Below are 26,335 nucleotides of genomic sequence, written 5' to 3'. Positions count from 1 at the left end.
CGATCATCTCGTCCGACATCGGCAACAACTGCGCCATCGGCAACGCCTATCCGGCGTTTGAGGAAGGCCGCAAGTATCTGGCCCCCGGCCTGTTCGGCCCCTGCGGTTACGGTCTGCCCGCCATCGTTGGCGCCAAGATCGGCCAGCCCGATGTTCCGGTTGTCGGCTTTGCCGGTGACGGTGCCTTCGGCATCGCGGTGAACGAACTGACCGCGATCGGCCGCGAGGAATGGCCCGCCGTGACCCAGATCGTCTTCCGCAACTACCAGTGGGGTGCGGAGAAGCGGAACTCGACCCTGTGGTTCGACGACAACTTCGTCGGCACCGAGCTGGACACCAAAGTGTCTTACGCCGGTATCGCAACAGCCTGTGGTCTGAAAGGCGTTGTCGCCCGCACTCAGGACGAGCTGACCGCGGCGCTGAACCAGGCGATCGAGGACCAGAAGAACGGTATCACCACCCTGATTGAGGCCCTGATCAACCAGGAACTCGGCGAGCCCTTCCGCCGCGACGCAATGAAAAAACCCGTCGCCGTCGCTGGCGTCTCAGAAGACGATATGAAACCGCAGGCAGAGGCGTAATCCAACCAGCAACCGTCCGGGTCAAATGTGACTCGGGCGGTTGTGGATGTGGCCAATTGACCATCCGATTGTGACAAAGGAAAAAAGATGCAGGCGTTGAATGCATCCAAGTCGCCCTGGAGCTGGGCGCGGTCTTTCGTGCAGACAAACGGTCACGGTATCCTTGTATCCGTGGTTGTGGCGGTTGCCGCCAAATTTTTGTCTGAGCACTACGGCGCCCCGGCGATGCTGATGGCGCTGTTGCTGGGTATCGCATTTCATTTTTTGTCTGAGGACGATGCAGGCGGGTGTCGTGCTGGCATTGAATTTACGGCTCGAACGGTGTTGCGGTTTGGGGTCGCTCTTTTGGGCGCACGTATCTCGATCGAGCTCATGATGAACCTAGGCGCCGATCTGATCGTGGTTGTAATCGCTGGGGTGATTCTGACGATCCTGTTTGGCCTTCTGGGCGCGCGGCTGCTTGGGCGTGGCTGGCGGTTCGGGGTGTTGACAGGCGGTTCGGTTGCGATCTGCGGCGCGTCCGCAGCGATGGCCCTGTCGGCCATTCTGCCCAAGAATGAGCATTCCGAGCGTAACCTGATCTTCACTGTGCTGTCAGTAACGGTGCTGTCGACCATCGCCATGATAGCTTACCCGATCCTGACCGAAGCCTTCAATTTCGACGATGACATATCAGGGGTGTTCCTGGGCGGCACCATCCACGACGTGGCGCAGGTGGTAGGCGCGGGATTCTCGGTGTCTGAGCAAACGGGTGAGGTTGCCACGCTGGTCAAGCTGATCCGCGTTGCTATGTTGGCCCCGGTAGTTCTGGTCGTCTCGTTCCTGGTGCGCCGCCACGCAGAGTTCAGCGAGGAAGATGGTAAGCGCCCGCCCATCCTGCCGATGTTCGTCGTCGGTTTTCTGATCTTCGCGGTTATGAATTCGATGGGTCTAATCCCCGAGTTTATTTCAACGGCCATGGCCAGCCTCAGCCGTTGGGCGCTGTTGATATCGATTGCCGCAGTGGGAATGAAAACGTCGCTCAAGCGAATTCTGGATGTAGGCGGTCAGGCCATCGCTTTGATCGTGGCCGAGACAATCTTTATCGCAGTGCTTGTTCTGGTGGGCGTTTACCTCGTGCACTACTGACAATTTGGCCTGAAACTATCAGGCCAGACAAGTTTTAATCTGGTTGTAATTTGGTCCATTCCGACCTACTCACAACTTCACCTCGGGGTGCGTGGCCTGCTGCGCTGAGATGCCTTCTGGCGAACCCGTTGAACCTGAACCGGCTAGAACCGGCGGAGGGAAAGGTAACGGTTTCATCCATCCTTGCCCTCTCGCCGCAATGGAGGATGATATGAAACATCTGATGATTGCTGCGGGAATACTGAGCGCAACTGCGGCCATGGCGGCCGATAAACCTCAGTTGACCGTTTACACATATGACAGCTTTGTCTCAGATTGGGGGCCAGGCCCGAAGGTTGAAGAGGCTTTTGAGGCTGTGTGCGACTGCGAATTGAACCTTGTCGGCGTCGAGGATGGCGCGGCGCTGCTGTCCCGCATCCGTCTTGAGGGTGAAAACTCGGACGCGGATGTGGTGCTTGGTCTGGATACAAACCTGATCACCGCAGCCAAGGAAACCGGCTTGTTTGCACCCAGTTCGGTCAGCGCCGACTATGCCTTGCCACTTGAATGGTCGGACGACGTATTTGCGCCCTACGACTGGGGCTATTTCGCGTTTGTCCACAACGCTGATACCCCGGCACCCGCCAATTTCCGTGAGTTGGCCGAAGGTGATACCAAGATCATCATTCAGGATCCACGCTCATCGACGCCTGGTCTGGGGCTGCTTTTGTGGGTCGAGGCCGCTTATGGTGACGACGCACCCGAAATCTGGGCAGGACTAGCCGACAATATCGTAACCGTCACTAAAGGTTGGTCTGAGGCGTATGGCCTGTTTCTGGACGGCGAAGCAGATATGGTCCTAAGCTACACCACATCACCAGCCTATCATCTGATTGCCGAAGAAGACGCCAGCAAGGTTGCAGCAGCTTTTGACGAAGGTCACTATATGCAGGTTGAGGTTGCGGCAAAACTGGCTGGAACAGATCAACCGGAGCTGGCCGATCAGTTTCTGGAGTTCATGGTTTCCGACACTTTCCAGCAGATTATTCCGACGACAAACTGGATGTATCCGGCAGTGACCCCGGCTTCGGGTCTGCCCGACGGGTTTGACACACTGATCACTCCGGAAAAATCTCTGCTGTTCAGTCCCGAAGAAGCCGCAGCAGTGCGGGAACAGGCGCTTGCGAAATGGCTGGGCGCGCTCAGCCAGTAAGCCCATGGCTGGGTCTTGGTGCAGCGGCTCTGGTCGCTGCGCTGATACTGGGCACTTTGACCGCTGTCGCCTTAGGTGCAGATACATCAGCCGGGTTCGGCCCGGCTGACTGGGCTGCGTTGCGTTTTACAATGGTGCAGGCAGTGTTGTCTGCAGTGTTCAGCGCCGCATTGGCAATTCCGGTCGCGCGCGCGCTTGCCCGGCGTCGATTTCCGGGCAGACGCGCTTTGATCGCATTGTTAGGCGCCCCCTTCATCCTGCCGGTCATCGTAGCGATCCTTGGACTGTTGCAGGTCTTTGGAAGGGCAGGCTGGATATCGGACGTTTTGGGGTTGTTCGGCCTGCCGCCTCTGCGCATTTACGGGCTTCACGGGGTCGTGCTGGCCCATGTGTTTTTCAATTTGCCTTTGGCCACGCGCCTAATCTTGCAAGCGTGGCAGGAGATCCCAGCAGAACGATTTCGCCTTGCCGCACAATTGGGTTGCGATGGTATGGCGATGTTTCGTGTGATCGAATTGCCCATGCTCAGGCGGGTATTGCCGGGCGTTTTGGCCGTGATTTTTGCGATCTGCCTGACAAGCTTTGCCGTGGCGCTGACATTGGGTGGAGGGCCCCGTGCAACGACATTGGAACTGGCTATTTATCAAGCCTTTACCTATGATTTTGATCTTGGTCGGGCCGCATTGTTGTCAGGGTTGCAACTGGCTTTAACTGTCGCCGCGGCACTGGTTGCGCTCAAGTTCTCGCGTGGTGACGGGTTTGGGGCTGGTCTGGACCGGGCTATCCGTCGCTGGGATGGTGGGGGGCCTACACTCGATGCGTTTTGGATAGCTGCAGCTGTGGCCTTTCTGATTCTGCCGCTGGCCGCAGTTATAATTTCCGGTTTTGCCGGCCTGTTTGAGATGCCGGCTTTGGTGTTTCGTGCCGCGTTGATCTCGGTTCTGGTCGCCGCGGCCAGTACAGCCGTTTTGTTGTTACTTGCATTGCCAATGGCCACGGCCGTCGCAACCGGGCGGTATGGGATTGTGGAGCTTTGCGGTATTTTGGGGCTGGCGGCTTCGCCTTTGGTGATTGGTACGGGGTTGTTCATCCTAATTCGCCCGGTAGCCAACCCGACAACGCTGGCACTGCCGGTGACGGCGCTTGTGAACGCGGTCATGGCGCTGCCGTTTGCCCTACGCATTCTGGTACCCGCCGCGCGGGACGTGGTCACCCGGCATGGACGGCTGGCCCTGTCACTGGATATGGACAAGAAGACATTTTTTACTCACGTTCTGCTGCCTCGAATGCGACCGCAAATCCGCTTTGCCGTTGGCCTGTCTGCTGCCTTGTCGATGGGCGATCTGGGCGTTATTGCCCTGTTCGCCGACCCGCAGATCGCAACACTTCCGTTGCAGATCTACCGTTTGATGGGCGCGTACCAGATGCAGGCCGCAGCCGGTGCGGCGTTGCTGCTGCTGCTCCTGTCGATGGGGGCATTCTGGTTGCTGGATCGAGGAGGGCGTTTGCATGCTGAAACTTGACGGTTGCCTCATCGAGAACGGAAGCTTTTCGCTGCAAGCCGAATTCACCGTCGAGACCGGCTCCAGCGTGGCTATTATCGGCCCCTCCGGGGCAGGAAAATCGACGCTACTTGAATCGATTGCCGGGTTTCGCGATCTGAAACGCGGGCAGATTCTCTGGCGCGGTGGACGAATATCCGATCTCCCTCCCGGACAGCGCCCATTGGCGATCCTGTTTCAGGATGGCAATTTGTTTCCTCACCTGACAGTCGAGCAGAACGTCGCTCTCGGGCTGCGTCCTAACGGCCGTTTGTCCGGTGACGAGCAAGCGGAGGTCCAAACTGCGCTGGCCCGCGTGTCCCTCTCTGGTCTGGGCGGTCGTAAGCCTGCTGAACTGTCCGGTGGACAACAAAGTCGGGTCGCATTGGCGCGGGTCCTTGTGCAGCGTCGTCAACTCTTGCTGTTGGACGAACCCTTTGCGGCACTGGGCCCAGCACTGAAGACCGATATGCTTGACCTCGTTGCCAGATTGGTAGCCGAAACTGGCACGACCCTGCTTGTGGTCAGCCATGATCCACAAGACGCGCGTCGCATTACCAGCCATACTGTTCTGGTGGCGGATGAACGCGCCCATCCTCCTGCACCAACATTGGCCTTGTTGGATAACCCGCCGCCCAGCCTGCGTAATTATTTGGGATAGGTGTCAGACCAATCCAGTACAGGCACTTCAGTAACCAAAATGTTGTTGCGGCAAGTTGGCGGAGAAATTCAAGGCATCCTGAGCCTTATCTGAAATTCTTCAAATTCCTTCGCGATGCCTGCAGCACTTGCCGCTAACAACTTGTGCCCGTCTTCCGGGGTGGCCAAGGCCGAGTGTGATCCGACTCGGCCATCTGGGAACTGCGCGCGATGTGCATCAGCCGGCCCATGCCGATCCCCTGAATGGTCACGCAGATACTCGGGACTCAGGCGTTGCGGAGGATCTGAGGCTTCGTTGGGTGGAAGCGAGCCCGACAGAGCTTGCGTGATTGCAATTTCCGAAGGCGTCGCGTGCATGCCTTCCCATTCTCCGTAAAGATCTGACCGAAGCGCATTGACTGCCGAGGGTTCCCACCAACTGCGTATCATGCATCTGTCCGCCATCAGCTGTTCGACGATCCTTCGGAGCGGTTCCAGATTAGCGCCGTGACCGTTCACTATGAAAACACCCGAAAAACCCTGCGCCAAGCATCCCGAGATGACCTCGTGCGCCAGATTTTGGAATGCCTCTTCAGATACGGAAATCGTACCCGGGAAAGCGGTGTTAAATGGCGCGGGTGTATAGGCCAGTGGAGGTGCGACAATTGCACCGACCTGTTCTGCCGCAGCCAGCGCGACGGCGTTGGCGCAGATCGTATCCGTGCCGATCCGACCCATTGGCCCGTGTTGTTCGGTAGACCCGACCGGCAACAGGATGGCGGCGCCTTTTTTGATACGGGTTTCCACCTCGTACCACGTCATGTTTTCAAGTTTCATTCGCACCCTCTGCCTTTGACCCTGAGTATCGCTTTTCCTTTTTGCACGACGGCACTAGGCTGAGCCAATGGAAGATTCACCTGTGATCGAGACCCGGAAACCACCTCTGGACCAGCTGATCGGAACCGCTGTGAAATCCCATCGGGTGCTGGCCGGTCTGACGCTGACGGAATTGTCGGCGCGGTCTGGTGTGTCCACGGCCATGATCTCAAAAATCGAGCGCGGTCAGGTGTCTGCATCTTTGAACTCTCTGGAAGCGTTGGCACAAGGTATCGGCGTGCCTCTGATCAATTTTTTTGCCGCAACTGTCGACCGTTCGGATGCGTCCTTTGTGGCGGCGGGTGAGGGGGTCACGGTTCGGCGCGTGGGCAGCGGGTATGGTCATAGCTACAAGCTGATAGGTCGGGCCGAAGCAAAACATGTGAGTTTCGAAAGCTTCAGCGTGACCCTCGAGGCGCCGCTGGACGCCCGCCCGCTCTATCAGCATCAGGGGGTCGAGTTCATTCATGTCACGGATGGAGAGATGGTCTATGGCTGCGGCGATGCCACCTATCACATGCGTCCGGGAGATAGCCTGAGCTTTGATTCAAACGCAGCGCATGGCCCGACTGAGCTGAAAACGGAGAAAGTCAGTTTTGTAACCGTGGTTGCCAAAGCAATAACCGGCGAAAACTGAAACGCCCGACCATTTGGCCGGGCGTTTTGCTTAGTCTGATTTACAGGCCCCATTTCTCTCTGTTTTGTTCAAAGAAGCCTTGGGCTTTTTTGACTTCGATCCAATTGTTCACATAGTTGATCCAGACTTGGTCGCCCTGCGGCAGGATCATTGCAATCGGAGATGGTGAGCGCGGCCCCGCGTTTTTTACCCGCTCAACCGGGAATTTCTCTTCCAGGGTCGCGCCTTCGATATTTGATGTGATGAACACATCTGCACGGCCGGCAATGACCTCTTGGAATCCGCGCGCGGGGGCCTCGACCACTTTGATGTCGGCATTCGGGAACCACTCACGCACGCGCTTTTCAAAGGTGGTGCCCAAGGTTGTGGCAACCTTGACGTCCGGCTGGTTGATCGAGTCGTAACCATCGAACTTATCGGCCTTATCCTTGGTGGTGTAGGGGAACAGTTCAACCGAGATGTAACTGTCCGAGAACCCGGCAACCTTCATGCGTGGCGGAGAAATGGAGGCTGAACCTGTGAGGTGATATTTGCCCGCGACCACACCATTTACCAGCGTTTTCCAGTCGGTCGGCACGTATTCAACTTCAACCCCAAGATCGGTGGCCAGCTCGTTCATGATGTCAATATCATAGCCTTTATAGCTGTTTGTCGCGGGATCACGCAGGGACATGGGATTCCAGTCCCCTGTGGTGCCGACCTTCAAGACCCCTGAATCCAGTACTTCGTTCAACGCCGATTGCGCCTGAGCGGCCCCCGACAATACCACGCCAAGCGCAGCAACAGCTGCGGCTTTCCAAAATGTTTTCATCTTTGTCTCCCGTTGGTGGCGGTTAGGCCTTGCTGCCATATTGTTCCTTGATTTAAGCGCAAAGACAAAGATAACCTCAAGAAAATATTCCACTGTGAATAAAATAAGGGCAGTTCAGCCGATGCCAGACGCCGTGATCGAGCTTGTGAACGTGAACAAGTGGTATGACACATTTCACGTTCTCAAAGACATCAACCTGACAATCGACAGCGGTGAGAAAGTGGTCATCTGTGGCCCGTCCGGGTCAGGCAAATCAACCGTGGTACGCTGTATCAACCAACTGGAAAAGCACCAGAAGGGCACTATCCGCGTTGATGGGGTCGAACTGACGGATGATCCGAAGTCAGCGGCGGCGATCCGATCCGAGGTTGGGATGGTATTTCAGCAATTCAACTTGTTCCCCCATCTGACCGTGCTTGAGAATCTGACCCTTGGCCCGATCAAGGCACGCGGGCTCAGCCGCAAGGATGCCGAAGAGAAAGCCCGCCACTACCTGGAGCGCGTACATATCCCCGACCAGGCCGACAAACGTCCGCTCCAACTGTCCGGTGGCCAGCAGCAGCGCGTGGCCATTGCCCGATCCCTGTGCATGGAGCCGCGGGTTCTGTTGTTCGATGAACCCACCTCGGCGCTGGACCCCGAGATGATTTCCGAGGTTCTGGACGTGATGGTCGAACTGGCACAAGAGGGCATGACCATGGTGGTGGTCACCCACGAGATGGGTTTTGCCCGCAAGGTCGCTGACAAGATGATCTTCATGGATGCCGGAGAAATCGTTGAGCAGGGCAAGCCCGAACATTTCTTCACCAACCCCGAATCCGAACGGTGCCGGAAGTTCCTCAGCCAGATTCTGCAGCACTAGGTGAGACCGATGAATAAAATCCTGTTGATCTTGCCCCTGCTGTTGCTGACGGGTTGTTCTTCATCTCAGACTTGGGGTTGGTATGTGATCGACCCGACCACGCCATCGGGTTGGACCAATGTGAAATTCCTGATCTCGGGCATGGGCGCGACGATTCAGATTTCGTTGATTGCTGCCGTGCTGTCGATTGGCATCGGGTTGTTGGTGGCGCTGCCCGGCCTGTCGGAAAAGCGTGGCTGGCGGTTGATTAACCGTGTTTATGTGGAATTCGTCCGCTCGATTCCACTGCTGCCGATGCTGTTTTGGGTGTTTTACGGGCTGCCGATCGTGTTCCAGTCGATGGGCATGAATATTCCGATCGACCCGTTCTGGGGTGCGATCATCACTCTGGCAATATCCGACAGCGCTTTCACTGCTGAAATTTACCGGGCAGGTATTCAATCCATTGCAAAGGGCCAAAGCGAAGCCGCGCGGACAATCGGCCTGAATTACGTGCAGACGATGCGTTACGTGATCCTGCCGCAAGCGATCCGGCGTATCCTGCCGCCCCTGGCCAACCAGTTCATCTACATCGTCAAGATGAGCGCCTTTGCCAGTGTCATCGGCATGCAGGAACTCACCCGTCGGGCGAATGAGCTGGTGGTCACCGAATACCGCCCGCTGGAAATCTACACATTGCTGATCTTTGAATATCTGATCCTGGTTCTGATCATCAGTGCCGGTGTGCGCTGGTTGGAACGCCGCATGGGCGCGGATGAGCGCGGATAAGGAGGGCCTTATGGACTGGAAAGACTTCATGGCTGAGACCGAGGCCAATATCGGTAGCTTTTCAAAAGAGGTGCCTGATACTGTCCGTGGCTTTGGCATCATGGGTAAAGCGGCCAAAACTGACGGTGCGCTCAGCGAGAAAACCAAAGAGTTCATGGCCCTTGGCATTGCCGTGGCGACACGCTGCGACAGTTGCATCGGATTTCATGTGAAATCACTGGTGCGTCTGGGTGCCACCCGCGAGGAGCTATGCGAGGCACTGGCCATGGCAACCTATATGGGCGGTGGACCCTCTTTTGCCTACAGCGCCAAGGCGCTCAAGGCGTTTGACGTATTTTCGGAGTAGACAGATGCGCCCAGACTTGGCCGGAGCCGAAGGCTTTATCCGCAATTGCTGGTACGTGGCTGGCCGCAGCGAGGATTTCGGCCGCACCCTCAGCGCGGTGCGGATGCTGGATGAAGAGATTGTCATCTATCGCGACACCAATGGTATGGCCATCGCGTTGGAGGATGCCTGCCCGCATCGCAAGCTGCCCCTGTCGCGCGGCACGATTGAAGGCGATCATGTGGTCTGCGGTTATCACGGGCTTACTTTTGGCTGCAGCGGGGAGTGTGTGAGCGCTCCGACTCAGTTGGACAATCCTCCTCGTCGGGCAGCCGTGCACTCCTACCCAGCCGAAGATCGCTGGGGGTTTTTGTGGCTGTGGATGGGTGACCCGGCGCGGGCCGATCGCGATGATATCATCGACATTCCGAACTTCGAAAACCCGTCCTGGGGCAAGACGCAAACCGGTGCGATGGAGATGGCGTGCCATTACCTTTACATCATCGACAACCTGCTGGACCCAAGCCATGTCGCCTGGGTGCATCTGACCTCATTTGCGGGGGCTGGAACCGATAGTCGACCGTTGGATCTGGAAGAAACCGACGAGGGCGTGATCGTGTCCCGTTGGATCGCAGATGAGCCTGCGCCGCCCTACTATGCCCCGATCCTGCCTTTTGGTCCAAGCTGCGACCGCAAGCAGCATTATGAATGCCGTCTACCGTCAACCGCAATTAACATGTCGATTTACACCCCAACCGGTGAGGGCGGGGCAGATCGCGAGCTGTCACCGAATGCTTTCGTAAACATATCGTATAATTTCATCACGCCGGTCGATGAACAGAATTCGCGCTATTTCTGGTTCCAGCACCGTAACATGCATGCGGACGATCTGGCCATGTCTCAGCGGATGTTCGACGGTGCCATAATGGCGTTCAACGAAGACAAGGATGTGCTGGAATATGTTCAGACCGGCATGGCGCGACGCAAAACCGGGTATATCAACCTGGGGCTGGATGCGGGCGCAATGCGCTTTCGGTCACGCGTTGCCAAACGGGTCGCTGAAGAAGCTGCGCCCTGACTTAGTTGGCCGACAGGCGCCCGTTAGAGCCTTGGCCGACTTGCCGTTCAGGGGCGTCGAACACTGCTTTGATCGAAGGGTGCCGGTCCAGAATTTCGACCCCTCCGGGTATGGTTTCCGGTCGCAAAACGCCCTTGTCCCACACGGCAACACCATCCACCCGGATCGTTGGGTCCAGGACATTTAGTGAGATTTCGCCAGGTGCGTAATCTCCACAGGTGTGGAAATGCAGCAGCCGGGGATTTCCGAATGCCGATCCGCTCCAACGTTCATAGTTTTCGAACGCCGGGGCGGGGTAGGCACATCCAGGGTGTATTCCCGCATGCCATGAGTGCATTGTCATCGGGTCCAGATCGAACATTTTACCGACGGCTTCATAGTGCATTGTGGCGCAATGCACGTCCATCTGGTGACCCGAGAACCCGGTAAGCGTGTTGTCTTTGAAATGTACCGCAAGAGGTTCGCGTAGTGTGCAGCCATAGGGTTCATAGAACTTCGACCCGGTGCCCACGAGAAATCCGTCCTGTATCAAAGTGCCGGAAAACCCCTGCGCCGGAACCGGGGCAAAAACCGACATTGGAAATCGCGCCACACTGACATCTGCTGCACCCGCCTTTGGATAGGCTGCCCCGGGGCCGGAGAAATCCGTACCCAACGGGCATGTGACCTGAATCCGTTTCGCGGTAGCCATCAGCGCATTCACGGCATCCTTTAGCGCCACAAAACCAAAATAATCGGCCCGCCCGAACCCTGACGCCAGCATCCCCGCATCCACCACGTAGGACATTATGGGGCGAATATCGCTCATCCCGGCGTCAAAGCGGATCTGATCGCCGGAGCGTGACAAGAACAACGTACGATCGGCAGATTTCATCGATGCGATCAGGCCATCTGGCAACGCTCCGCCCATTGGGTCAAACGGAATGGTCTGTACAGATGTTTCTATTTCGTGTTGCCGGGCGCAATCCACGACCGCCTGACAGAGATCGGCATCGTAATACCCCAGGCTGGGATCTTCACAGAGAACCAGAAGCTGGTCACCCGCCTTTAGGCCACCACATTCAAGCAACAGGTTTTCTGCTCCGGTGCGCAAATCCGGGTTTCTCATGATCGTGGCTTTCAACAGTGTTCGGTCAGAATTTACACTGATCACATTCCCGTGATCCACTAAAATGTCGCCACAGGAAAAATTTTTACTGACACTCCGCGTTCCGTTGTTCATATGATGATCCCATCACAGACAGGAGACGCCGAAATGAGCGCTTGGATCGAAATGGTCTCGGACGAACAGGCCGAGGGCCGCCTGAAAGAGCTGTTGGATAAGGCTCGGACCCCGCACGGGACCGTGGACACTGTGATGCGCGTACACTCACTTCGGCCCGAGACGATGAACGGACACGTGACGCTCTATCGTTCCGTCCTGCATTCCAAAGACAACGTGCTGCCCTTTTGGTTCCTTGAGGTGGTGGCCAGCTATACCTCGATCCTGAATGACTGCACCTATTCGCTGACCCATCATTTTATGAATGTGCGCAACTTGCTAAAAGATCAGCTCCGCAGCGACCGCATCTTTGTAGCGCTCAAGGCGCAGCGGCCTGAGAATGAATTCGAGGGTAAGGAACTTGCGCTGTTGCGTTATGCGGCCAAGCTTACGACCGATGTGGGAAAAATGGTAAAATCCGATTTTGAGGCGCTCAAAATCGAAGGGTGTTCGGATGGCGAAATCCTCGAGGTCAATCAGGTCTGTGCCTATTTCAACTACTCGAACCGGCTGCTCAACGGACTTGGCGCCACGACCGACAACGATGTAATCGGGTATTATAAAAGCGATGACTGACCGATTGCTTCCTCTGGAAATTCGCTAACCGAACTTGGGCGCGTCATAGATCAGTGCACCTAGGTCCGAAAACTTTGAGGTTGGATCAGTCAAACCTAGCACTGCATCTCGAATGGCTGCGGCCCGGCCCTTGCCCAAGGACGGCGTGGCGAATTCCATGAATTTGTCGACGACTTCGGATTGATCCATCGGGGCTTCGGGGCCACCGCGCGCATGAACATCCCCTGAGAATAACACGCGTCCATCGCTGAGCGTCATGCTAACATCGGCAACGCGGCTTTTTGGGAATCGTTTCGAATGGCGCGCGTCTTCAGCCACGGAAATGCGTTCGATAATCGACGCCACCATAGGATCGGACAGTCCCGCCCCGGTGATATGTTCAACACCGATCCGCCCATAAGCCATCATCGTGGCGACGGCAAAAGGCAGGGAATATTGCGCCTTTGAGGTATCGTCAGGCATCCCTTGGAACAGACAGGCGCTTTCATGGAACGTGTTGACCTGAACCGAGGCGATGTCCTCATGGCTCAGATCATGGTCTCTGATCAGCGCTCGCGTGGCATCGATGGCAGCGTGCGCCCAACGGCAGATCGGGTAGGGCTTCACATATTGATGCTCCATCTGCCAGAATTGACCCAGGTCTTGCCAGTGTGGGGCGACCTCATCGGCCTCGATGGTGATGGCCGGTGCTCCGGTAAAGCCTTTCTCGGCCAATATTGCCGCCGAGATTCCTACCAGCGCGCCCCAGCCCGAGCCGTCATGCAGCATGGTGGGGTTGGCAATCTCGCGCATCATCTGGCTGCGGGGGCCGTGATATTCGGCGATGCCCATCGCCTGCCGCATCTGTTCGGGGCTAAGTCCGCGCATCCGTGCGGCGACGGCAACAACCCCCAAAGCGTTCCACGCACCCGAGGTATGGTAATCGCTGGCCGTATTGTGCAGCGAGATTCCCGCGCGCCCGGCAACCTCGTACCCGATGGTCACGGCTGCCAACGCTTCTGGCCCCGAAAAATCTGGAACCGTTTCAGCCAAAGCGGCGAGGGCAGGAATAACAACGACACCGATATGGCCTTTGGTGGGGTTGTACCCGTCATGCCCGTCCAGATTGTCGGTTTGGGTGGCTGCGGCATAGGCCACCCCGGCCACGCTGACCCGGCGACCGTCAAACAACATTCGTGCGCCAAGTGTATCCTCACCCGCGCCGTACAGCGCTAGTGTCGCTTCCCGCGCAATTGTGCCAGCGGTCATCGGGCCCGACCCGATGGTAATGCCTAATGTATCCAGCAGCATCAGTGCCGCCGCATTCAGCGTCGTATCCGGAATATCCCCAGCTGTGCTGCCGAGTGCGAAGTCTGCAACCTTTTGAAATGTTTCCACCACAGCCAGCCTGCTTGTCTTGGAGTTTGGGACAATATGCTTGCAATCCAATCTAGGTGAAATTGAACCAAGCGGCACGAAAACAATCCTTGGGCTATGGCGCTGGATTTATTGTGGTTGTCAGTTTCGTTGTGCCGCGAACAAGACAATTCTAAAGTCGCAAATGAACTAGAGGGTCCGTTTTGATCGGCTTAATCAATGTGGTATCAGCCTCGGAATACGCCAAATATGATGAACCTTCCTCACCTGTCCTTTCTCCGTTCCTTCGAGGCGGCCGCTCGGCATCTGAGCTTCACAAGCGCGGCGGAAGAGCTGAACTGCACCCAGTCCGCTGTCAGCAATCACGTGCGGTCGCTGGAAGAGTTCATCAAACGGCCCCTTTTCGTTCGCCACCCGCGTTCCTTGTCTCTGACCGATGTCGGCAGGGCCTACCTGCCGTCCGTGCGCCACGCGCTGCAAGAGATCGACGCGGCCACACAATCGATTGTCCTGCGCTCGCATACCCGCACCGTAGTCGTCTCGTGCCCGATCAGCCTGGCAGAGAATTGGTTGCCGAACGTCATTCAGGGGTTTTCGCAAGAGCACCCGGATATTGCCCTGACGGTTCACGGCACGATCTGGACGGATGTGGAACCAAACGTTTCGGATGTATCTATCACGATCAACCATGTGGATGATGTGGCGGATGGGCTGACGCGCTTGTGGGTGGACAAGTTGACCGTGGTTTGCGCCCCCGGATTTACGGTCAATGGGGATCCTTTGACCCATCCCGAACAACTGGGCGACGCGCCGCTGATACATATCCTTGGCCGCCCCGCCTATTGGGAAAAAATCGCGGCCGCGTTCGGTCTTGAAGATCTGAACCTCAAAGAGGGGCAGCGGACCAATGTGTCCAACCTCGCGTTAGAGCTGGCGGTGAAATCTCTGGGATGTGTCGCGTTGCCGAAATCACTGGTACGGTCCTATGTGGATCGGGGGCTGCTGGTCGAGCCGCTGGAAATTGATCTGGACAGCCCCTGGGCCTACTACGCCAAATTGCAAGAGAAATCGGTAACCCCTGCTGTTCGTCTTTTTCAGGATTGGCTTTTGCAGATGGCGACCGAAACGGATGCTGTGATCCGATGATCCGAGATGGGGCGTTCTTTATGGTCCAAGGCCTGATCACCCTTCTATCCCAGCTGTCTGGATCGTTTTACCAAGCTTTTGCCAAGAGCTTTTCCATGGCTTCTAATACGCTACACAGCCATAGCGGGCGTCAGTTTCCCGACCCGTGTCGTATTCGCAAACGAACCGAGATTTTCCGCCTTGTACCCATTTCGAGGCGACGTGACCCCAGAGTGATAACATCTGAAAATAGGTGGAATTGATGCCGAATATTCTTGAGAAATTTGCGAAAATGACGACCGAGAATGCCCCCGGACAGGAAGCGCGGCACGACGACGGGCATCTACATACCATTATGGTGGGCGACGTTTTGCCCGGTGAGCCGGTGGATTTTTCACACGGTGATGTAGATGCGCATGCGCCGACGCCCGGCGCCCGCGAGATTTGGAACGAAGGATACGACGCGGGTGGTTGTCAGGCCTATACCGAATATCGGGGTCTGGCTGAAATCCGCGATGGTGTCGCCCGGCGGCTTGCTGCATTCACGGGTGCGCCGGTTGATCCGGTACATGAGCTGATCATCACCCCGGGCACTCAGGGCGCTTTGTTTCTGGCGCTTGGGGCTACCGTCGATACGGGCACCAAGGTGGCCATTATCGAGCCTGATTATTTTGCCAATCGTAAACTGGTAACCTTTTTTGGAGGCATAATTTTACCTGTTGGCCTGCGCTATCAGGGGGGGGATGATGAGACCGGGCTTGATCTTGAGGCGCTTGAGCAGGCGTTCCAGGGCGGGGCAGAGGTTTTGGTTTTCTCGAACCCGAACAACCCGACCGGTTTTGTATATTCTCAGCACGAGATTCAGACGATGGCCAAACTTGCGGCGCAATACAGTGTCACCGTAGTTGCCGACCAACTTTATTCCCGTCTGCTATATACTGACGCGCAGTTCACCCATTTTCGCGCCTGCGACACTTGCCCTGAGAATGTCATCACTATCATGGGCCCATCCAAGACTGAGTCACTCAGTGGCTTTCGACTTGGTGTGGCATTCGGAACGGCTGCGATCATCGACCGAATGGAGAAATTGCAAGCCGTCGTGTCGCTGCGGGCGGCGGGGTACAATCAACGCGTGCTAGAGACCTGGTTTAATGAGCCCGAAGGCTGGATGGCGGGCCGGGTCGCGCAACATCAGGCTATTCGCGACGATCTGCTCCAGATTTTCAACTCGGCAGGTCTGCCGACGGCAACACCCCAGGCGGGAAGTTACCTGTTTCCGCGGCTACCGGAACTGACTGTATCGCCGGTTGAATTTGTGCGGCTACTTCGTCTGCAGGCAGGCGTGATTGTTACCCCGGGTTCCGAATTTGCGCCTTGGACCGCCGACAGCGTTCGCCTGAACTTTTCGCAAGACTACGCAAAGGCCGTTGCGGCGGCCAAGCGGATCGTGACAATGGTTGAAAGGTACAAGCAATGACGCTCAAGGTTCCACCGCCACAAGGTTTTTACCGACCGGTCGCACGGTACGGGGATATTGTCTTTACCTCGGGGATGACACCGCGTCAGGACGGCAAGTTGTTGTTTTCCGGTGTAATCAAGGTAAACGATACACCGGATCAGCACCGTGAAGCCGTGCGCTTGGCGGCGCAGAATGCGCTGATGGCAGCGCGCTCAGCCCTGACCAAGGGTGAGAAGCTGGGAGTGATCCTGAAACTCCAGGTCTTTCTAAATTGTGAGCCGGGCTTTGCCGCGCATCCTCAGGTGGCGAATTTTGCCTCAGAGTATCTGGCGGAAGAGTTGGGCGCGGCCAGTATCGGCAGCCGCGCGGCAATTGGGGTTTCATCCCTGCCGTCGAACGCCACTGTCGAGATTACGCTTACAGCGGCAATTGATCGTCCATGATGCTTTGATGTCGGCCTTGTACCACTTCATGGCGAATTGCGCGATTTCGAAAGTTACCGTTCAGATAACAACCGGCGCTTTTCGGCCATGGCTTCGCGGCGGCTGCGTTCGATACCCAATCTGAAGGATTCTTCGACAAAATCGATATGATCGGTGGCAGCTTTGGCGGCGCGTTCTTCATCTCCGTCGATTACTGCCCGACCCAGTTCCAAGTGCTGCGCCAAAAGTTGGCGCCCTGTGCCGTCAATCGTTTTTAGAAAGTCCCGGTTGTAGAATACTCCTCTTCGAGTGAGTTCATAAATCGAGGCCATGATATGGATCAGGGTCGCATTTTGACTGGCGTCCACGATTGCCGAATGCAGAGCGAAGTCAGCTTCCTGAGCGGCTTTAGTATCGTTTTCTTTCCAGGCGCGCTCATTTTCGGTCAGAATCTCGTCGATCCGCTCTTTGTCCGCTTTGGTTGCTCGCCGGGCTGCCAAACGGGCCGCAAAACTCTCTTGCTCGCGCCGGTATTCTAGATAGTCGAAAAAGGCGGGCTCATGCCGTTCGTACAGTGCCAGAAGTGCGGGCATCATCGCTTGGCCGGTCAGGGCGGCGACAAAGGTGCCTTCCCCGTGCTGAGTTGTAACTAGACCGCGTTCTTCCAGAATGGCCAGAGCCTCGCGCAGTTTTGGGCGGGACACGCGCAACATCTCGGCCAGATCCCTTTCGGATGGCAGTTTGCGCCCCTGTTTCAGAATGCCCGAGGCAATCAAGTCCTCGATCTGCGCCACCACGGCGTCGGCCAGCGATTCGTGTCCAACAGGTTCAAATATTGCTGAGGGGCTCATGACGGTTTGCCTTAAATAGCTGCCTGCTCAAAGGTTACTGGTAAATAAATATAACCATATTGGATGAAAATTCAAGCGACACTAGGGGCTCGCATAGAGTGGGACAGTATTATGATTTCACTAAGTAAATGCTAGGAATGTATTTTCTGTCGGTTTTCAAACTCCCCATTGGCCTTCTTCTCAAGGCTGAGCGCATTTGGAGTGAAAAAACCCAATGGTAAATAAAATTATTGACTGGTTTATATTGGTAAAGTTAATTTACCACCGGAGCGGCGCTGGAAGAGCCTGCGCCATTGATTGGGGTAGATACCCCGACCAACCTTGGAGGAGATTTTATGAAAAAGACCCTGACGAGCCTCGCCGTAGCAGCCAGCCTACTGGCCGCACCTGCGGTTGCCGCTGATAAGCTGCTGCTGAAAACACCGATTGCTTTTTCGACTGAGTTGCCGGGCCTCGGGTCGCCGATCCCGCGTGTGGCCGAACAGCTGAACGTGATGTCTGGTGGCACGCTGAAGATGAAAGTGTATGAGCCGGGCAAACTTGTTCCGCCGTTCGAAATTCTGGACGCTGTGTCCACAGGCAAGATCAACTCAGGCTACACCACGGCTGGGTACTGGGCGGGTAAAATCCCGGCTGCACCGCTGTTTTCTGCTGTTCCCTTCGGTCCTGAGGCGGGCGAATACATGGCGTGGATGTATTACGGCAACGGCCTGACACTGTATCAAGAGATGTATGATCAGGCGGGCTACAACGTCAAAGTCCTGCCTTGTGCCATCATCGCCCCCGAAACCTCGGGCTGGTTCGCAACCGAGATCAACTCGCCCGAAGATCTGAACGGTCTGAAGATGCGTTTCTTCGGTCTGGGCGGCAAAGTGATGCAGAAACTGGGCGTGGCGACCTCGCTGCTGCCGGGTGGTGAGATCTTCCCCGCGCTGGAAAAAGGCGCCATCGACGCCACTGAGTTCTCGATGCCTGCCATTGACGCGCGTCTGGGCTTCCACAAGCTGGTGAAGTTCAACTACTTCCCCGGCTGGCACCAGCAAGCGACCGTGTTCGAACTGCTGATCAACAAGGACGTCTGGAACGAAACCAGCGATCAGCACAAAGCGATCATCGAAAGCGCCTGTAAGGCTTCGATGGCTGACAGCTTTGCCGAAGGTGAAGCCATCCAGCACGCGGCTCTGATCGACAACGTCGAGAACAACGGCGTCACCATCAAGCAATGGTCGCCCGAGATGCTGGATACGTTCCGTGCGACTTGGGAAGAAGTTGCCGCAGAAGAAGCAGCAAACGACGCCTATTTTGCGAAAGTTCTGGCTGACATGAACGAGTTCCGTGACGGCTATGACCTCTGGAAAACTAACGCGTTCCTCCCGCGTCAGTAACCTCCCTGACTGACGTAACCGGGGCGGCGGCATCCGCCGCTCCGGTTTTTATTTCCTGATCTTCGGAATTTCTAACTTTTCACTGCCCGCGCGCCGGGCCGCTGAGCGAGGAATGACCATGGCCACGCAAAACAACCTCAACGATCCGGTCGAAGCCTATGAGGGCATCCTGGAACATCCCGAAACCGACCGTCAGAAAATCGCCGTCGCGATCGACACAAGCGTCAAAGCAGTCGGCCATGTGGTCATGTGGGCAAACGTACTGCTAATGGGGGCGATCTTCGCTCAGGTGTCGCTACGTTACCTGTTCAGTCAGAACTATCCCAAACTGGACGAGATCCAGTGGCACTTTTACGGCATCGTCACGATGATCGGCATTTCCTATGCCTTGATCACCGATAGCCATGTGCGGGTTGACGTGTTGCACATGCAGCTTTCACGTCGCGCGCAGCGAGTGATTGAAGTGATCGGCATCCTGACCCTGCTAACCCCGTTCATATATCTGATGATCGATCAGGGGTATGACTATTTCTACGAAAGTTTCCGCGTCAACGAACGCTCGGACAGCCCCACCGGTCTGCCTGCACGCTGGGCGTTCAAGGCGGTCATTCCGATCAGCTTCATCCTGCTGGCGCTGGCGGCACTTGCGCGGTTGATCCACGACGGGCACGCGTTGCTGTATGGGCCGGAGTCTGAACGCGAGGGCGCGCCGTTGCGCCGGATATTGCTGGTGCTGGCCGTGTTTGCCGCCGTCTGCGTCGGTCTGACTTTCCTGGTTGAAACGACCGAGGAAAAGCTGGTCATCGCGATGTTCCTGACCTTCATCGCGCTGCTGTTCACTGGTTATCCGGTGGCTTGGGTTCTTGCCGGTGTAGGCGTGGCCTATTGTGGTCTGGCTTACCTTTTCGACAATGACCTGATGCTGTGGACCGGGTTAGAGAGCACCTTTACCGGGCTCGACTATCTGACCCTCGGCGCGGTGGTGAACCGGGTATATGCGACCATGTCCAATGCGGTTCTGGTTGCTCTGCCGATGTTCATCTTCATGGGCCTGATGCTGGACGAATCCGGTGTGGCCGAGCGTTTGATGTCTTCGATGCAGCGTCTCTTCGGTACGGTGCGCGGTGGGTTGGCGATCACCGTGACCCTGATCGGGATCATTCTGGCGGCTTCGACCGGCATCATCGGTGCGTCTGTCGTCCTGCTGGGTGTGCTGTCGCTGCCGTCGATGATGCAGCAGAAATACCAACCGACGCTGGCGGCTGGCGTGGTCTCAGCTTCCGGTACGCTTGGCATTCTGATCCCGCCGTCGATCATGTTGGTGATCATGGCCGACCAGATGGCTCTTTCGGTCGGTGATCTGTTTATGGCAGCGGTCTTCCCCGGTGTGATCATCGGTGGCCTGTACCTGACATATATCTTCATCCTCGCACTGGTGAAGCGCGACGCGGCCCCCGTGCCCGAAGGTGCCACGGCCCCTGATTGGGCCGCGGTGAAGGATGTGCTGATTGCCGTAATCCCGACGCTGATGTTGATCCTTGCCGTGCTTGGTTCCATCTTTGCCGGTCTGACCACGCCCACCGAAGCATCTGGCATCGGTGCCTTAGGTGCCACCTTACTGGCGTTGGGTTACCGTAAACTGACCTTTGCCAAGCTGTGGAACGTGCTGGTCTCGACCTTCAACACCACCGCTTATATCTTCGCGATCTTCCTTGGAGCGACCGTGTTCTCGTATGTCCTGCGGGAATTGGGTGGCGATGAACTGATCGAACATGTGGTGCAGTCCACCGGCTTTGGCGCCAACGGGACGATCCTGTTCATCCTGTTCATCGTCTTCCTGCTGGGCTTTGTGCTGGACTGGATCGAAATCACGCTGATCGTACTGCCGCTGATGCGTCCCATTGTGAACGGCCTTGGCATCGACATCCCGGGTTTTGGCGTTCTGGATGAACCCGCGCTGGTGTGGTTTGTGATTCTGGTCGCGGTGACGCTGCAAACCAGCTTCCTGACACCTCCAGTAGGTTTTGCCTTGTTCTATCTCAAAGGTGTTTGCCCGCCAGAGATTAAACTGACGCATATCTATAAGGGCATTATCCCTTTTGTCCTGCTGCAATTGACCGGTCTGGCGCTGGTCTTCCTGTGGCCGACACTTGCCACCTGGCTACCATCGGTCGCCTACTAAGGAGATCTCGTGATGCGTCTAAACCAATGTCATAACTTCCACGATTTCCGGCGGCTGGCCAAACAGCGGCTGCCGGGGCCGATCTTTAACTATATTGATGGCGGTGCCGATGATGAGGTGACGTATCGGGAAAACACCAATGCGTTTGACCGCTGCGATCTGCTGCCTTCGGTCCTTCGCGGGGTGTCCGACGTGGATATGTCTGTCACGGTGATGGGGCAAAAGCTGGATATGCCCGTCTATTGCTCGCCCACTGCTTTGCAGCGCCTGTTTCACCATCAGGGCGAACGCGCCGTTGCAGCGGCGGCCGAGAAATACGGCACCATGTTCGGCGTCTCCTCGCTGGGAACCGTATCGCTGGAAGAACTGCGGCAAAAGCACAAGAACCCCCAAGTTTACCAATTCTATTTCCACAAGGACCGCGGCCTGAACTCCGCCATGATGCAGCGCGCCAAGGAAGCGGGTGTCGAGGTGATGATGCTGACCGTCGACAGCATCACTGGTGGCAATCGGGAGCGTGACCTGCGAACTGGTTTCTCGATCCCGTTCCGCCTGACGCTTGGCGGTATGATTCAATTCGCGATCAAGCCGATGTGGGGGATCAACTACGTCACCCACGAGAAATTCCGCCTGCCACAGTTGGAAGAACACGTTGATATGGGTGGTGGAGCAAGCTCGATCGGTGGATACTTTACCGACATGCTGGACCCGTCGATGAACTGGGATGACGTGGCGCAGATGGTGCGTGACTGGGATGGTCAATTCTGCCTCAAGGGCATCATGACCGTCGAAGACGCCAAGCGCGCGGCTGAGATCGGTTGTACTGGCATCATTCTGTCAAACCACGGGGGCCGCCAGCTGGACGGTTCGCGCACGCCCTTCGATCAATTGTCCGAGATCGTGGATGCTGTCGGAGACAAGCTGGATGTGATGATGGACAGCGGTATCCAGCGGGGAACCCATGTACTCAAGGCATTGTCGATAGGCGCCAAGGCGGTTGGGGTCGGGCGGCACTATCTCTATCCGTTGGCCGCAGCAGGGCAAGCGGGTGTCGAGCGCGCCTTGGGCCTGATGCGGGCCGAGATCGAACGCGATATGAAACTGATGGGCGTCACCAGCGTCGACCAACTGAGCCGCAAAAATATCCGTTTCCGTACCGTTTGAACCACAGACGAGGGTTGCCATGACCAATGACGAATTGACTAGACATTTTCGCTCAATCGTCGGTTCGCGCCACGTTTTAACGGGCGAGCGTGCAACAGAAAGGTTTCGGCGCGGTTTCCGTTCGGGTGAGGGTGAGGCCCTATGTGTCATTCAGCCCGGCAGCCTGCTTGAGCAGTGGAAGGTGCTGCAAGCTTGCGTCGCGGCGGACAAGATCGTCATCATGCAGGCCGCCAATACCGGCCTGACCGAGGGCTCAACCCCGTCGGGCAGCTATGACCGGGACGTGGTGCTGATCAACACGCGCCGGATGGATACTCTGGTGTCGTTGAACAATGGCGAACAGATTGTCAGTTTTCCGGGCGCTACACTGTTTGCTTTGGAGAAACTGCTGGCCCCGCTGGGGCGCGAACCACATTCGGTGATCGGTTCATCCTGTATCGGGGCGTCGATCGTGGGTGGGGTTTGCAACAACTCCGGCGGGTCGCTGGTAGAGCGGGGACCTGTCTATACCGAGCTGTCCGTCTATGCACAGATCAACGAGCGCGGCGAACTGGAACTGGTCAACCATCTGGGTATTGACCTTGGGGATACGCCCGAGGCGATCCTTGCCAGTCTCGACGCAGGCACGTTTGACCGGAACCCGGGGGCCACGAACAAGCGCGCGTCGGCCAGTGACTATGCGCAGATTGTGCGAGACGTCGATGCCCAAACGCCTGCCCGTTTCAACGCGGACAAGGCCAAATTGTTCGAATCCGCAGGTTCCGCCGGCAAGCTGGCGGTCTTCGCAGTGCGTCTTGATACGTTCCCGAAGAATGAGGCCGAAAAGGTCTTTTACATAGGCACCAATGTTCCCGGCGATCTGGCGGCCTTGCGTCGGCATATTCTGTCCGAGTTCAAATCCCTACCAGTTTCCGCCGAGTACATGCAGCGCGAAGTTTTCGACATTACTGCGAAATACGGCAAAGATACGGTGGTGATGATCGACAAGCTGGGCACCGACCGGCTGCCGATGTTCTTTGCCATGAAGGGTGCGGTCGATGCGCGGCTTCGACGCATTCCGTTCCTGCGCAATTTCACTGATCGCTTCATGCAGATGGCAGTGTCACTTTGGCCTCGGGTCCTGCCGAAACGGATGGTGGCGTTCCGGGATCGTTATGAACACCATTTGATCTTGAAAATGAAAGACGAGGGGATTGCTGAAGCAGCGAACTGGCTGCCATCATTCCTGAAAGACCGCGACGCAGATTTTTTTGAATGCACTGTTCGTGAAGCCAAGATCGCGGGCCTGCACCGCTTTGCCGCCGCTGGTGCCGCCGTACGCTATATGGCAATCCACGCAAATGATGTTGAGGACATCATTGCACTGGATGTCGCCCTGCGCCGCAACGATCAGGATTGGCTTGAAAAGCTGCCGCCTGAGATCGACGACCAATTGGTTCACAAGCTCTATTACGGGCATTTCATGTGCCACGTGATGCATCAGGATTACGTGGTTAAAGAGGGCGCTGATCCCAAGGCGCTGAAAGCGGCAATGCTTGAGCTTTTCGATAAGCGCGGTGCAGAGTATCCGGCAGAACACAATGTTGGCCATCTCTACAAGGCGAAACCCGATCTGGCGGCGCATTACAAATGTTGCGATCCGACCAACTCGTTCAACCCCGGGATCGGCAAGATGTCCAAAGCACGGAACTATGGCCGAGAGAACTTGACCTAAATGCTGTTGTTTGAACTGGCCGGACGGTTGCACATCCGGCCAGATAAACGGTTTACGACCAACGCTCAATCAAGCGGATAACCCAGACCAGCACGATGCCATAGAGCACATGCCCAGCCAGTGCGACCCAAGTGATGCCGGTGAAATTAAGAAAAAACGGCAAACCGGCAATCGCAGTGATGCCGCCGATGGCAAAGACCCAAAGCCCGAAGCCATAGATCGCCGAGCCCAAAAATATGTGGCGGCCTTTGAAGATCGACGTCCAGATTGGGTTAAAGATGTACAGCCAGCCGATCGGATAGCCTATCAGACCTACAAGATAAAAATGGACGAAATAGCCGGCAAAATCGCCGTTGGGCAGGCCCAATGTTCCTAGCAGGCTGCGTGCCAGACCATGCGGTGACAGGTTGGCAAAACCCAACGCTGGGCTAATCAGCTGCCCCCACAGGTCAAACGCGTTTGAGGCAAAGAAACCGGAAATAAACATCATTCCCAAAAGCGGGATGTCGAACCTTGGGAATAGTCCCGTGGAAGCTTTCGAACTGTCTGACATCGTCATGGGTAGCCTTTCATTCCGCTAACGTTGTTTTCCGCCCTTAAATCGGGAACCAGAGGCTGAATTCAACGCATTGAAAGAGCTTTCACGCACAGGTGACAACAATCGGGTTTTTGAAACAAACAGGCGTTTTCATTAAACCTCTTGAAATTTGAGGTCCGCATTTGGTTCTTGTGAGTGATTTTACTGCTGATCTTGAGCAGCGCCATGACACCGGATTTTCAAAAGAGACATTGCTTCGTCAAAGGGCTGTATCTCTTCAGCTGCTCGGGCCGTCAGATGTGCGCCTTCCAGCAGGGCCAGTGCAGCGTGGGCCTCTGCCCTTGGTGCACTTACATGCGCAATAGTCTTATCCTGCATCCCCAGTATGAAAATCGCCTCGATCCTCGTGGTCATCATAGTGTGAAATGTTTTAAGTTTATCAATGACGTCTGCAGACAGGCTTTCGCGGCTGCTTATCAGCGCGACACACAAGCACAGTGTTTTGCCGTTGTTCAGGGCGTTGCGATATAGTTGGATCAAAGCCAGAAGCTGGTCGGATGCAGTGTCATAGGTGGTTTCGATTTTCCGACATTCGCTCTCAAGTACAGCGTGGTACCGGTCCATCATCGCGGCAGACAGGTCTGCTTTGGAGGGGAAATGGTAATGGATGGATGCCTTTCGGATCCCGACGGCTTCGGCCAGATCGGCATAGCTGAACCCGTCGAACCCACGTGCGCGGGCCGCATGTTCTGCCACGTCCAGCAAAGCGGTTTTGGTATCACGTATCATACTCTTAAACCTTTTCTGTTTCGATCAGCGCAAATGCGTTTTCCGCGGCCTCAAGTGCGCCTTCCAGATACCCGCCAAACTGCGCTGCAATCTCGGTGCCGGAAAAGATCAGGCGATTTTCCCACATGCGAGCCAAAGCACGCGGTAGGCCATATTGCGGGTGCGTAAATACGGGTTGGTGATCAAGTGGCGTAGCGGTGTAGGGGTCAAACGCCCAATCCATGATCCGTAAAGAGGTGGGAGCGGCAGCTTCAGGTCCGAAAAGCCGGATCAACTGCTCTAACAGCGCCTGCCGCAAAAGTTTTTCATCTTGTCGGGCCTGTGGCGGAATCCCAATGAAACCGAACAGGGCAAAAGGGCCGCCATCGGCGGGGGAGGCATCGTGCATCTCCACCATTGGGCCACGGCGGCTGATAGCATCACCAGACTGTCCGGCGTCGCGCCAGAAAGGGGTATCGTAGGTTGCAATTGCTTTTGCGTGCCCAGCCATCCAAGTTGCAATTTCGTTCATTGCATCCAGAGCGGTCTGAGGCGGTGCGGGAGAGAATGTTATCTGGCTGACGAGCCGGGGTGGCAAAGCCAGCACTACCTTTTGCGCTTTGACCGTCAGACCGTCTTCCGAGAAGGCGGTGATCCCATCTTCGTTCTGGGTAAGAGCGGTGATTGGTGTCGATAGTTTCAACCGAGTTGCAGGAAGTTTGGCGGCCAGTGCATCGGTCAGCGCAGCCATCCCACCATGAACACGGTAGGACCCTTGCATCGAGGCAAATCCGCGGCCCGTCTCGACGTGTCCGAGGGAATCTTCAAACCTGAATGCGCCGTCCGAATATTGCTCGAACCAATTCAATCCCAATTGATCAATCAAAGCGGCGATGCGTGGCTGCCCCGGCCAAAACCACGCCGGACCGAGGTCAAAATAGCCGCCCTTGTGCAGCTCGGTCAGAACACGACCGCCCGGGCGATCCCTCGCTTCCACCAACAGGATATCATGGCCGCGTTCCAACAGCTGCGTCGCAAGGCTAAGGCCGGAAAGCCCGGCGCCGATGATCAATATCTCTGTTTTCACCTCGTTACC

26 protein-coding genes and 1 riboswitch are annotated in these 26,335 nt (G+C 56.4%); of the genes, 18 read left to right on the top strand and 8 right to left on the bottom strand.

Going from position 1 to position 26,335, the window contains the following annotated elements:
* The 5 genes from ACR0D7_RS15040 to ACR0D7_RS15020 all read left to right on the top strand — a co-directional run.
* On the top strand, positions 1-581 hold a 581-nt coding region (locus ACR0D7_RS15040), incomplete at its 5' end, for a thiamine pyrophosphate-dependent enzyme (protein ID WP_480679714.1).
* 87 nt (positions 582-668) lie between these two features.
* A complete protein-coding gene (locus ACR0D7_RS15035) occupies positions 669-1,709 on the top strand; it encodes a YeiH family protein (protein ID WP_480679713.1) in 1,041 nt (346 codons plus the stop codon).
* Positions 1,710-1,782: 73 nt separating this feature from the next.
* A riboswitch (TPP riboswitch) is annotated at positions 1,783-1,888 on the top strand.
* Positions 1,889-1,920: 32 nt separating this feature from the next.
* Entirely contained in the window at positions 1,921-2,901 is a 981-nt protein-coding gene (gene thiB / locus ACR0D7_RS15030; RefSeq protein ID WP_480679712.1) for a thiamine ABC transporter substrate binding subunit, read from the top strand.
* Positions 2,877-4,424, top strand: coding sequence for a thiamine/thiamine pyrophosphate ABC transporter permease ThiP (locus ACR0D7_RS15025; protein ID WP_480679711.1), 1,548 nt, complete (start codon positions 2,877-2,879; stop codon positions 4,422-4,424). The genes thiB and ACR0D7_RS15025 overlap by 25 nt, the downstream gene beginning before the upstream one ends.
* Positions 4,411-5,103: a thiamine ABC transporter ATP-binding protein gene (locus ACR0D7_RS15020; protein WP_480679710.1), complete on the top strand. Its 693-nt coding sequence runs from the start codon at positions 4,411-4,413 to the stop codon at positions 5,101-5,103. The genes ACR0D7_RS15025 and ACR0D7_RS15020 overlap by 14 nt, the downstream gene beginning before the upstream one ends.
* 68 nt (positions 5,104-5,171) lie before the next feature.
* On the opposite strand, the gene ACR0D7_RS15015 is transcribed toward ACR0D7_RS15020, so the two are convergent.
* Entirely contained in the window at positions 5,172-5,918 is a 747-nt protein-coding gene (locus tag ACR0D7_RS15015) for a creatininase family protein (protein ID WP_480679709.1), read from the bottom strand.
* A 67-nt stretch (positions 5,919-5,985) separates the two neighbouring features.
* Between ACR0D7_RS15015 and ACR0D7_RS15010 the strand changes: the two genes are divergently transcribed.
* The gene (locus ACR0D7_RS15010) at positions 5,986-6,594 is read left to right on the top strand and encodes a helix-turn-helix domain-containing protein (protein ID WP_170384687.1); all 609 of its coding nucleotides are present in this window, start codon (positions 5,986-5,988) and stop codon (positions 6,592-6,594) included.
* A gap of 40 nt (positions 6,595-6,634) precedes the next feature.
* Here ACR0D7_RS15010 and ACR0D7_RS15005 read toward each other — a convergent pair whose 3' ends face one another.
* Positions 6,635-7,405 carry a transporter substrate-binding domain-containing protein gene (locus ACR0D7_RS15005; RefSeq protein ID WP_170384685.1) on the bottom strand — a complete coding sequence of 257 codons (771 nt, stop codon included), beginning with the start codon at positions 7,403-7,405 and terminating at the stop codon, positions 6,635-6,637.
* A gap of 121 nt (positions 7,406-7,526) precedes the next feature.
* Here ACR0D7_RS15005 and ACR0D7_RS15000 point away from each other — a divergent pair, with 121 nt between their 5' ends.
* Genes ACR0D7_RS15000 through ACR0D7_RS14985 form a run of 4 tightly spaced genes read left to right on the top strand, consistent with a single transcriptional unit; the run spans position 7,527 to position 10,438 of the window.
* Positions 7,527-8,267, top strand: a complete 741-nt coding sequence (locus tag ACR0D7_RS15000) for an amino acid ABC transporter ATP-binding protein (protein WP_170384683.1) — start codon at positions 7,527-7,529, stop codon at positions 8,265-8,267.
* Positions 8,268-8,276: 9 nt separating this feature from the next.
* On the top strand, positions 8,277-9,035 hold the full coding sequence (locus ACR0D7_RS14995; RefSeq protein WP_480679708.1) for an amino acid ABC transporter permease: 759 nt from the start codon (positions 8,277-8,279) through the stop codon (positions 9,033-9,035).
* Positions 9,036-9,045: 10 nt separating this feature from the next.
* Positions 9,046-9,381, top strand: a complete 336-nt coding sequence (locus tag ACR0D7_RS14990) for a carboxymuconolactone decarboxylase family protein (protein WP_170574120.1) — start codon at positions 9,046-9,048, stop codon at positions 9,379-9,381.
* 4 nt (positions 9,382-9,385) lie between these two features.
* A complete protein-coding gene (locus ACR0D7_RS14985) occupies positions 9,386-10,438 on the top strand; it encodes an aromatic ring-hydroxylating dioxygenase subunit alpha (RefSeq protein ID WP_480679707.1) in 1,053 nt (350 codons plus the stop codon).
* Position 10,439: 1 nt separating this feature from the next.
* Here ACR0D7_RS14985 and ACR0D7_RS14980 read toward each other — a convergent pair whose 3' ends face one another.
* On the bottom strand, positions 10,440-11,660 hold the full coding sequence (locus ACR0D7_RS14980) for a hypothetical protein (protein WP_480679706.1): 1,221 nt from the start codon (positions 11,658-11,660) through the stop codon (positions 10,440-10,442).
* A gap of 33 nt (positions 11,661-11,693) precedes the next feature.
* Between ACR0D7_RS14980 and ACR0D7_RS14975 the strand changes: the two genes are divergently transcribed.
* Positions 11,694-12,275 (top strand): carboxymuconolactone decarboxylase family protein, encoded by a 582-nt coding sequence (locus ACR0D7_RS14975; RefSeq protein ID WP_480679705.1) that lies wholly within the window; start codon positions 11,694-11,696, stop codon positions 12,273-12,275.
* A 24-nt stretch (positions 12,276-12,299) separates the two neighbouring features.
* Here the strand turns inward: ACR0D7_RS14975 and ACR0D7_RS14970 are convergent, their stop codons facing one another.
* Positions 12,300-13,655, bottom strand: coding sequence for an MmgE/PrpD family protein (locus ACR0D7_RS14970; RefSeq protein WP_480679704.1), 1,356 nt, complete (start codon positions 13,653-13,655; stop codon positions 12,300-12,302).
* A 225-nt stretch (positions 13,656-13,880) separates the two neighbouring features.
* Between ACR0D7_RS14970 and ACR0D7_RS14965 the strand changes: the two genes are divergently transcribed.
* The 3 genes from ACR0D7_RS14965 (at position 13,881) to ACR0D7_RS14955 (ending at position 16,658) form a co-directional block, all read left to right on the top strand.
* Positions 13,881-14,777, top strand: a complete 897-nt coding sequence (locus ACR0D7_RS14965) for a LysR substrate-binding domain-containing protein (protein WP_480679703.1) — start codon at positions 13,881-13,883, stop codon at positions 14,775-14,777.
* 241 nt (positions 14,778-15,018) lie between these two features.
* Entirely contained in the window at positions 15,019-16,233 is a 1,215-nt protein-coding gene (locus tag ACR0D7_RS14960; RefSeq protein ID WP_480679702.1) for a pyridoxal phosphate-dependent aminotransferase, read from the top strand.
* A complete protein-coding gene (locus tag ACR0D7_RS14955; RefSeq protein ID WP_480679701.1) occupies positions 16,230-16,658 on the top strand; it encodes a RidA family protein in 429 nt (142 codons plus the stop codon). The genes ACR0D7_RS14960 and ACR0D7_RS14955 overlap by 4 nt, the downstream gene beginning before the upstream one ends.
* Positions 16,659-16,711: 53 nt before the next feature.
* On the opposite strand, the gene ACR0D7_RS14950 is transcribed toward ACR0D7_RS14955, so the two are convergent.
* Positions 16,712-17,488 carry a FadR/GntR family transcriptional regulator gene (locus ACR0D7_RS14950; protein WP_480679700.1) on the bottom strand — a complete coding sequence of 259 codons (777 nt, stop codon included), beginning with the start codon at positions 17,486-17,488 and terminating at the stop codon, positions 16,712-16,714.
* Positions 17,489-17,823: 335 nt separating this feature from the next.
* Here ACR0D7_RS14950 and ACR0D7_RS14945 point away from each other — a divergent pair, with 335 nt between their 5' ends.
* The 4 genes from ACR0D7_RS14945 (at position 17,824) to dld (ending at position 23,933) form a co-directional block, all read left to right on the top strand.
* Entirely contained in the window at positions 17,824-18,873 is a 1,050-nt protein-coding gene (locus tag ACR0D7_RS14945; RefSeq protein WP_480679699.1) for a TRAP transporter substrate-binding protein, read from the top strand.
* 118 nt (positions 18,874-18,991) lie between these two features.
* On the top strand, positions 18,992-21,055 hold the full coding sequence (locus ACR0D7_RS14940) for a TRAP transporter large permease subunit (protein WP_480679698.1): 2,064 nt from the start codon (positions 18,992-18,994) through the stop codon (positions 21,053-21,055).
* Positions 21,056-21,067: 12 nt separating this feature from the next.
* Positions 21,068-22,219 carry an alpha-hydroxy acid oxidase gene (locus ACR0D7_RS14935; RefSeq protein WP_480679697.1) on the top strand — a complete coding sequence of 384 codons (1,152 nt, stop codon included), beginning with the start codon at positions 21,068-21,070 and terminating at the stop codon, positions 22,217-22,219.
* Between the two features lie 19 nt (positions 22,220-22,238).
* Positions 22,239-23,933, top strand: a complete 1,695-nt coding sequence (gene dld / locus ACR0D7_RS14930) for a D-lactate dehydrogenase (RefSeq protein WP_480679696.1) — start codon at positions 22,239-22,241, stop codon at positions 23,931-23,933.
* Between the two features lie 52 nt (positions 23,934-23,985).
* Here dld and ACR0D7_RS14925 read toward each other — a convergent pair whose 3' ends face one another.
* The 3 genes from ACR0D7_RS14925 to ACR0D7_RS14915 all read right to left on the bottom strand — a co-directional run bounded on the left by ACR0D7_RS14925 (position 23,986) and on the right by ACR0D7_RS14915 (position 26,326).
* Positions 23,986-24,492: a hypothetical protein gene (locus ACR0D7_RS14925; protein ID WP_254443531.1), complete on the bottom strand. Its 507-nt coding sequence runs from the start codon at positions 24,490-24,492 to the stop codon at positions 23,986-23,988.
* Between the two features lie 180 nt (positions 24,493-24,672).
* Positions 24,673-25,260 carry a TetR/AcrR family transcriptional regulator gene (locus ACR0D7_RS14920; RefSeq protein WP_480679695.1) on the bottom strand — a complete coding sequence of 196 codons (588 nt, stop codon included), beginning with the start codon at positions 25,258-25,260 and terminating at the stop codon, positions 24,673-24,675.
* A gap of 4 nt (positions 25,261-25,264) precedes the next feature.
* Positions 25,265-26,326, bottom strand: coding sequence for a flavin monoamine oxidase family protein (locus ACR0D7_RS14915; protein WP_480679694.1), 1,062 nt, complete (start codon positions 26,324-26,326; stop codon positions 25,265-25,267).
* Positions 26,327-26,335 lie beyond the last annotated feature (9 nt).

The organism is Ruegeria sp. BB7 (genome assembly GCF_056539365.1).
The sequence above is the reverse complement of the archived record's forward strand: the minus strand, read 5'-3'. Positions and strand labels throughout refer to the sequence as shown.

Coding starts and splice junctions, on each gene's coding strand:
- ACR0D7_RS15020 (WP_480679710.1), top strand. CDS start 4,411: ATGCTGAAACTTGACGGTTGCCTCATCGAGAACGGAAGCTTTTCGCTG.
- ACR0D7_RS15015 (WP_480679709.1), bottom strand. CDS start 5,918: ATGAAACTTGAAAACATGACGTGGTACGAGGTGGAAACCCGTATCAAA.
- ACR0D7_RS14940 (WP_480679698.1), top strand. CDS start 18,992: ATGGCCACGCAAAACAACCTCAACGATCCGGTCGAAGCCTATGAGGGC.
- ACR0D7_RS14990 (WP_170574120.1), top strand. CDS start 9,046: ATGGACTGGAAAGACTTCATGGCTGAGACCGAGGCCAATATCGGTAGC.
- ACR0D7_RS14960 (WP_480679702.1), top strand. CDS start 15,019: ATGCCGAATATTCTTGAGAAATTTGCGAAAATGACGACCGAGAATGCC.
- ACR0D7_RS15010 (WP_170384687.1), top strand. CDS start 5,986: ATGGAAGATTCACCTGTGATCGAGACCCGGAAACCACCTCTGGACCAG.
- ACR0D7_RS15035 (WP_480679713.1), top strand. CDS start 669: ATGCAGGCGTTGAATGCATCCAAGTCGCCCTGGAGCTGGGCGCGGTCT.
- ACR0D7_RS14920 (WP_480679695.1), bottom strand. CDS start 25,260: ATGATACGTGATACCAAAACCGCTTTGCTGGACGTGGCAGAACATGCG.
- dld (WP_480679696.1), top strand. CDS start 22,239: ATGACCAATGACGAATTGACTAGACATTTTCGCTCAATCGTCGGTTCG.
- ACR0D7_RS14965 (WP_480679703.1), top strand. CDS start 13,881: ATGATGAACCTTCCTCACCTGTCCTTTCTCCGTTCCTTCGAGGCGGCC.
- ACR0D7_RS14935 (WP_480679697.1), top strand. CDS start 21,068: ATGCGTCTAAACCAATGTCATAACTTCCACGATTTCCGGCGGCTGGCC.
- ACR0D7_RS14950 (WP_480679700.1), bottom strand. CDS start 17,488: ATGAGCCCCTCAGCAATATTTGAACCTGTTGGACACGAATCGCTGGCC.
- ACR0D7_RS15000 (WP_170384683.1), top strand. CDS start 7,527: ATGCCAGACGCCGTGATCGAGCTTGTGAACGTGAACAAGTGGTATGAC.
- ACR0D7_RS14975 (WP_480679705.1), top strand. CDS start 11,694: ATGAGCGCTTGGATCGAAATGGTCTCGGACGAACAGGCCGAGGGCCGC.
- ACR0D7_RS14955 (WP_480679701.1), top strand. CDS start 16,230: ATGACGCTCAAGGTTCCACCGCCACAAGGTTTTTACCGACCGGTCGCA.
- ACR0D7_RS14980 (WP_480679706.1), bottom strand. CDS start 11,660: ATGAACAACGGAACGCGGAGTGTCAGTAAAAATTTTTCCTGTGGCGAC.
- ACR0D7_RS14925 (WP_254443531.1), bottom strand. CDS start 24,492: ATGACGATGTCAGACAGTTCGAAAGCTTCCACGGGACTATTCCCAAGG.
- ACR0D7_RS14995 (WP_480679708.1), top strand. CDS start 8,277: ATGAATAAAATCCTGTTGATCTTGCCCCTGCTGTTGCTGACGGGTTGT.
- ACR0D7_RS14945 (WP_480679699.1), top strand. CDS start 17,824: ATGAAAAAGACCCTGACGAGCCTCGCCGTAGCAGCCAGCCTACTGGCC.
- ACR0D7_RS14985 (WP_480679707.1), top strand. CDS start 9,386: ATGCGCCCAGACTTGGCCGGAGCCGAAGGCTTTATCCGCAATTGCTGG.
- thiB (WP_480679712.1), top strand. CDS start 1,921: ATGAAACATCTGATGATTGCTGCGGGAATACTGAGCGCAACTGCGGCC.
- ACR0D7_RS15005 (WP_170384685.1), bottom strand. CDS start 7,405: ATGAAAACATTTTGGAAAGCCGCAGCTGTTGCTGCGCTTGGCGTGGTA.
- ACR0D7_RS15025 (WP_480679711.1), top strand. CDS start 2,877: ATGGCTGGGCGCGCTCAGCCAGTAAGCCCATGGCTGGGTCTTGGTGCA.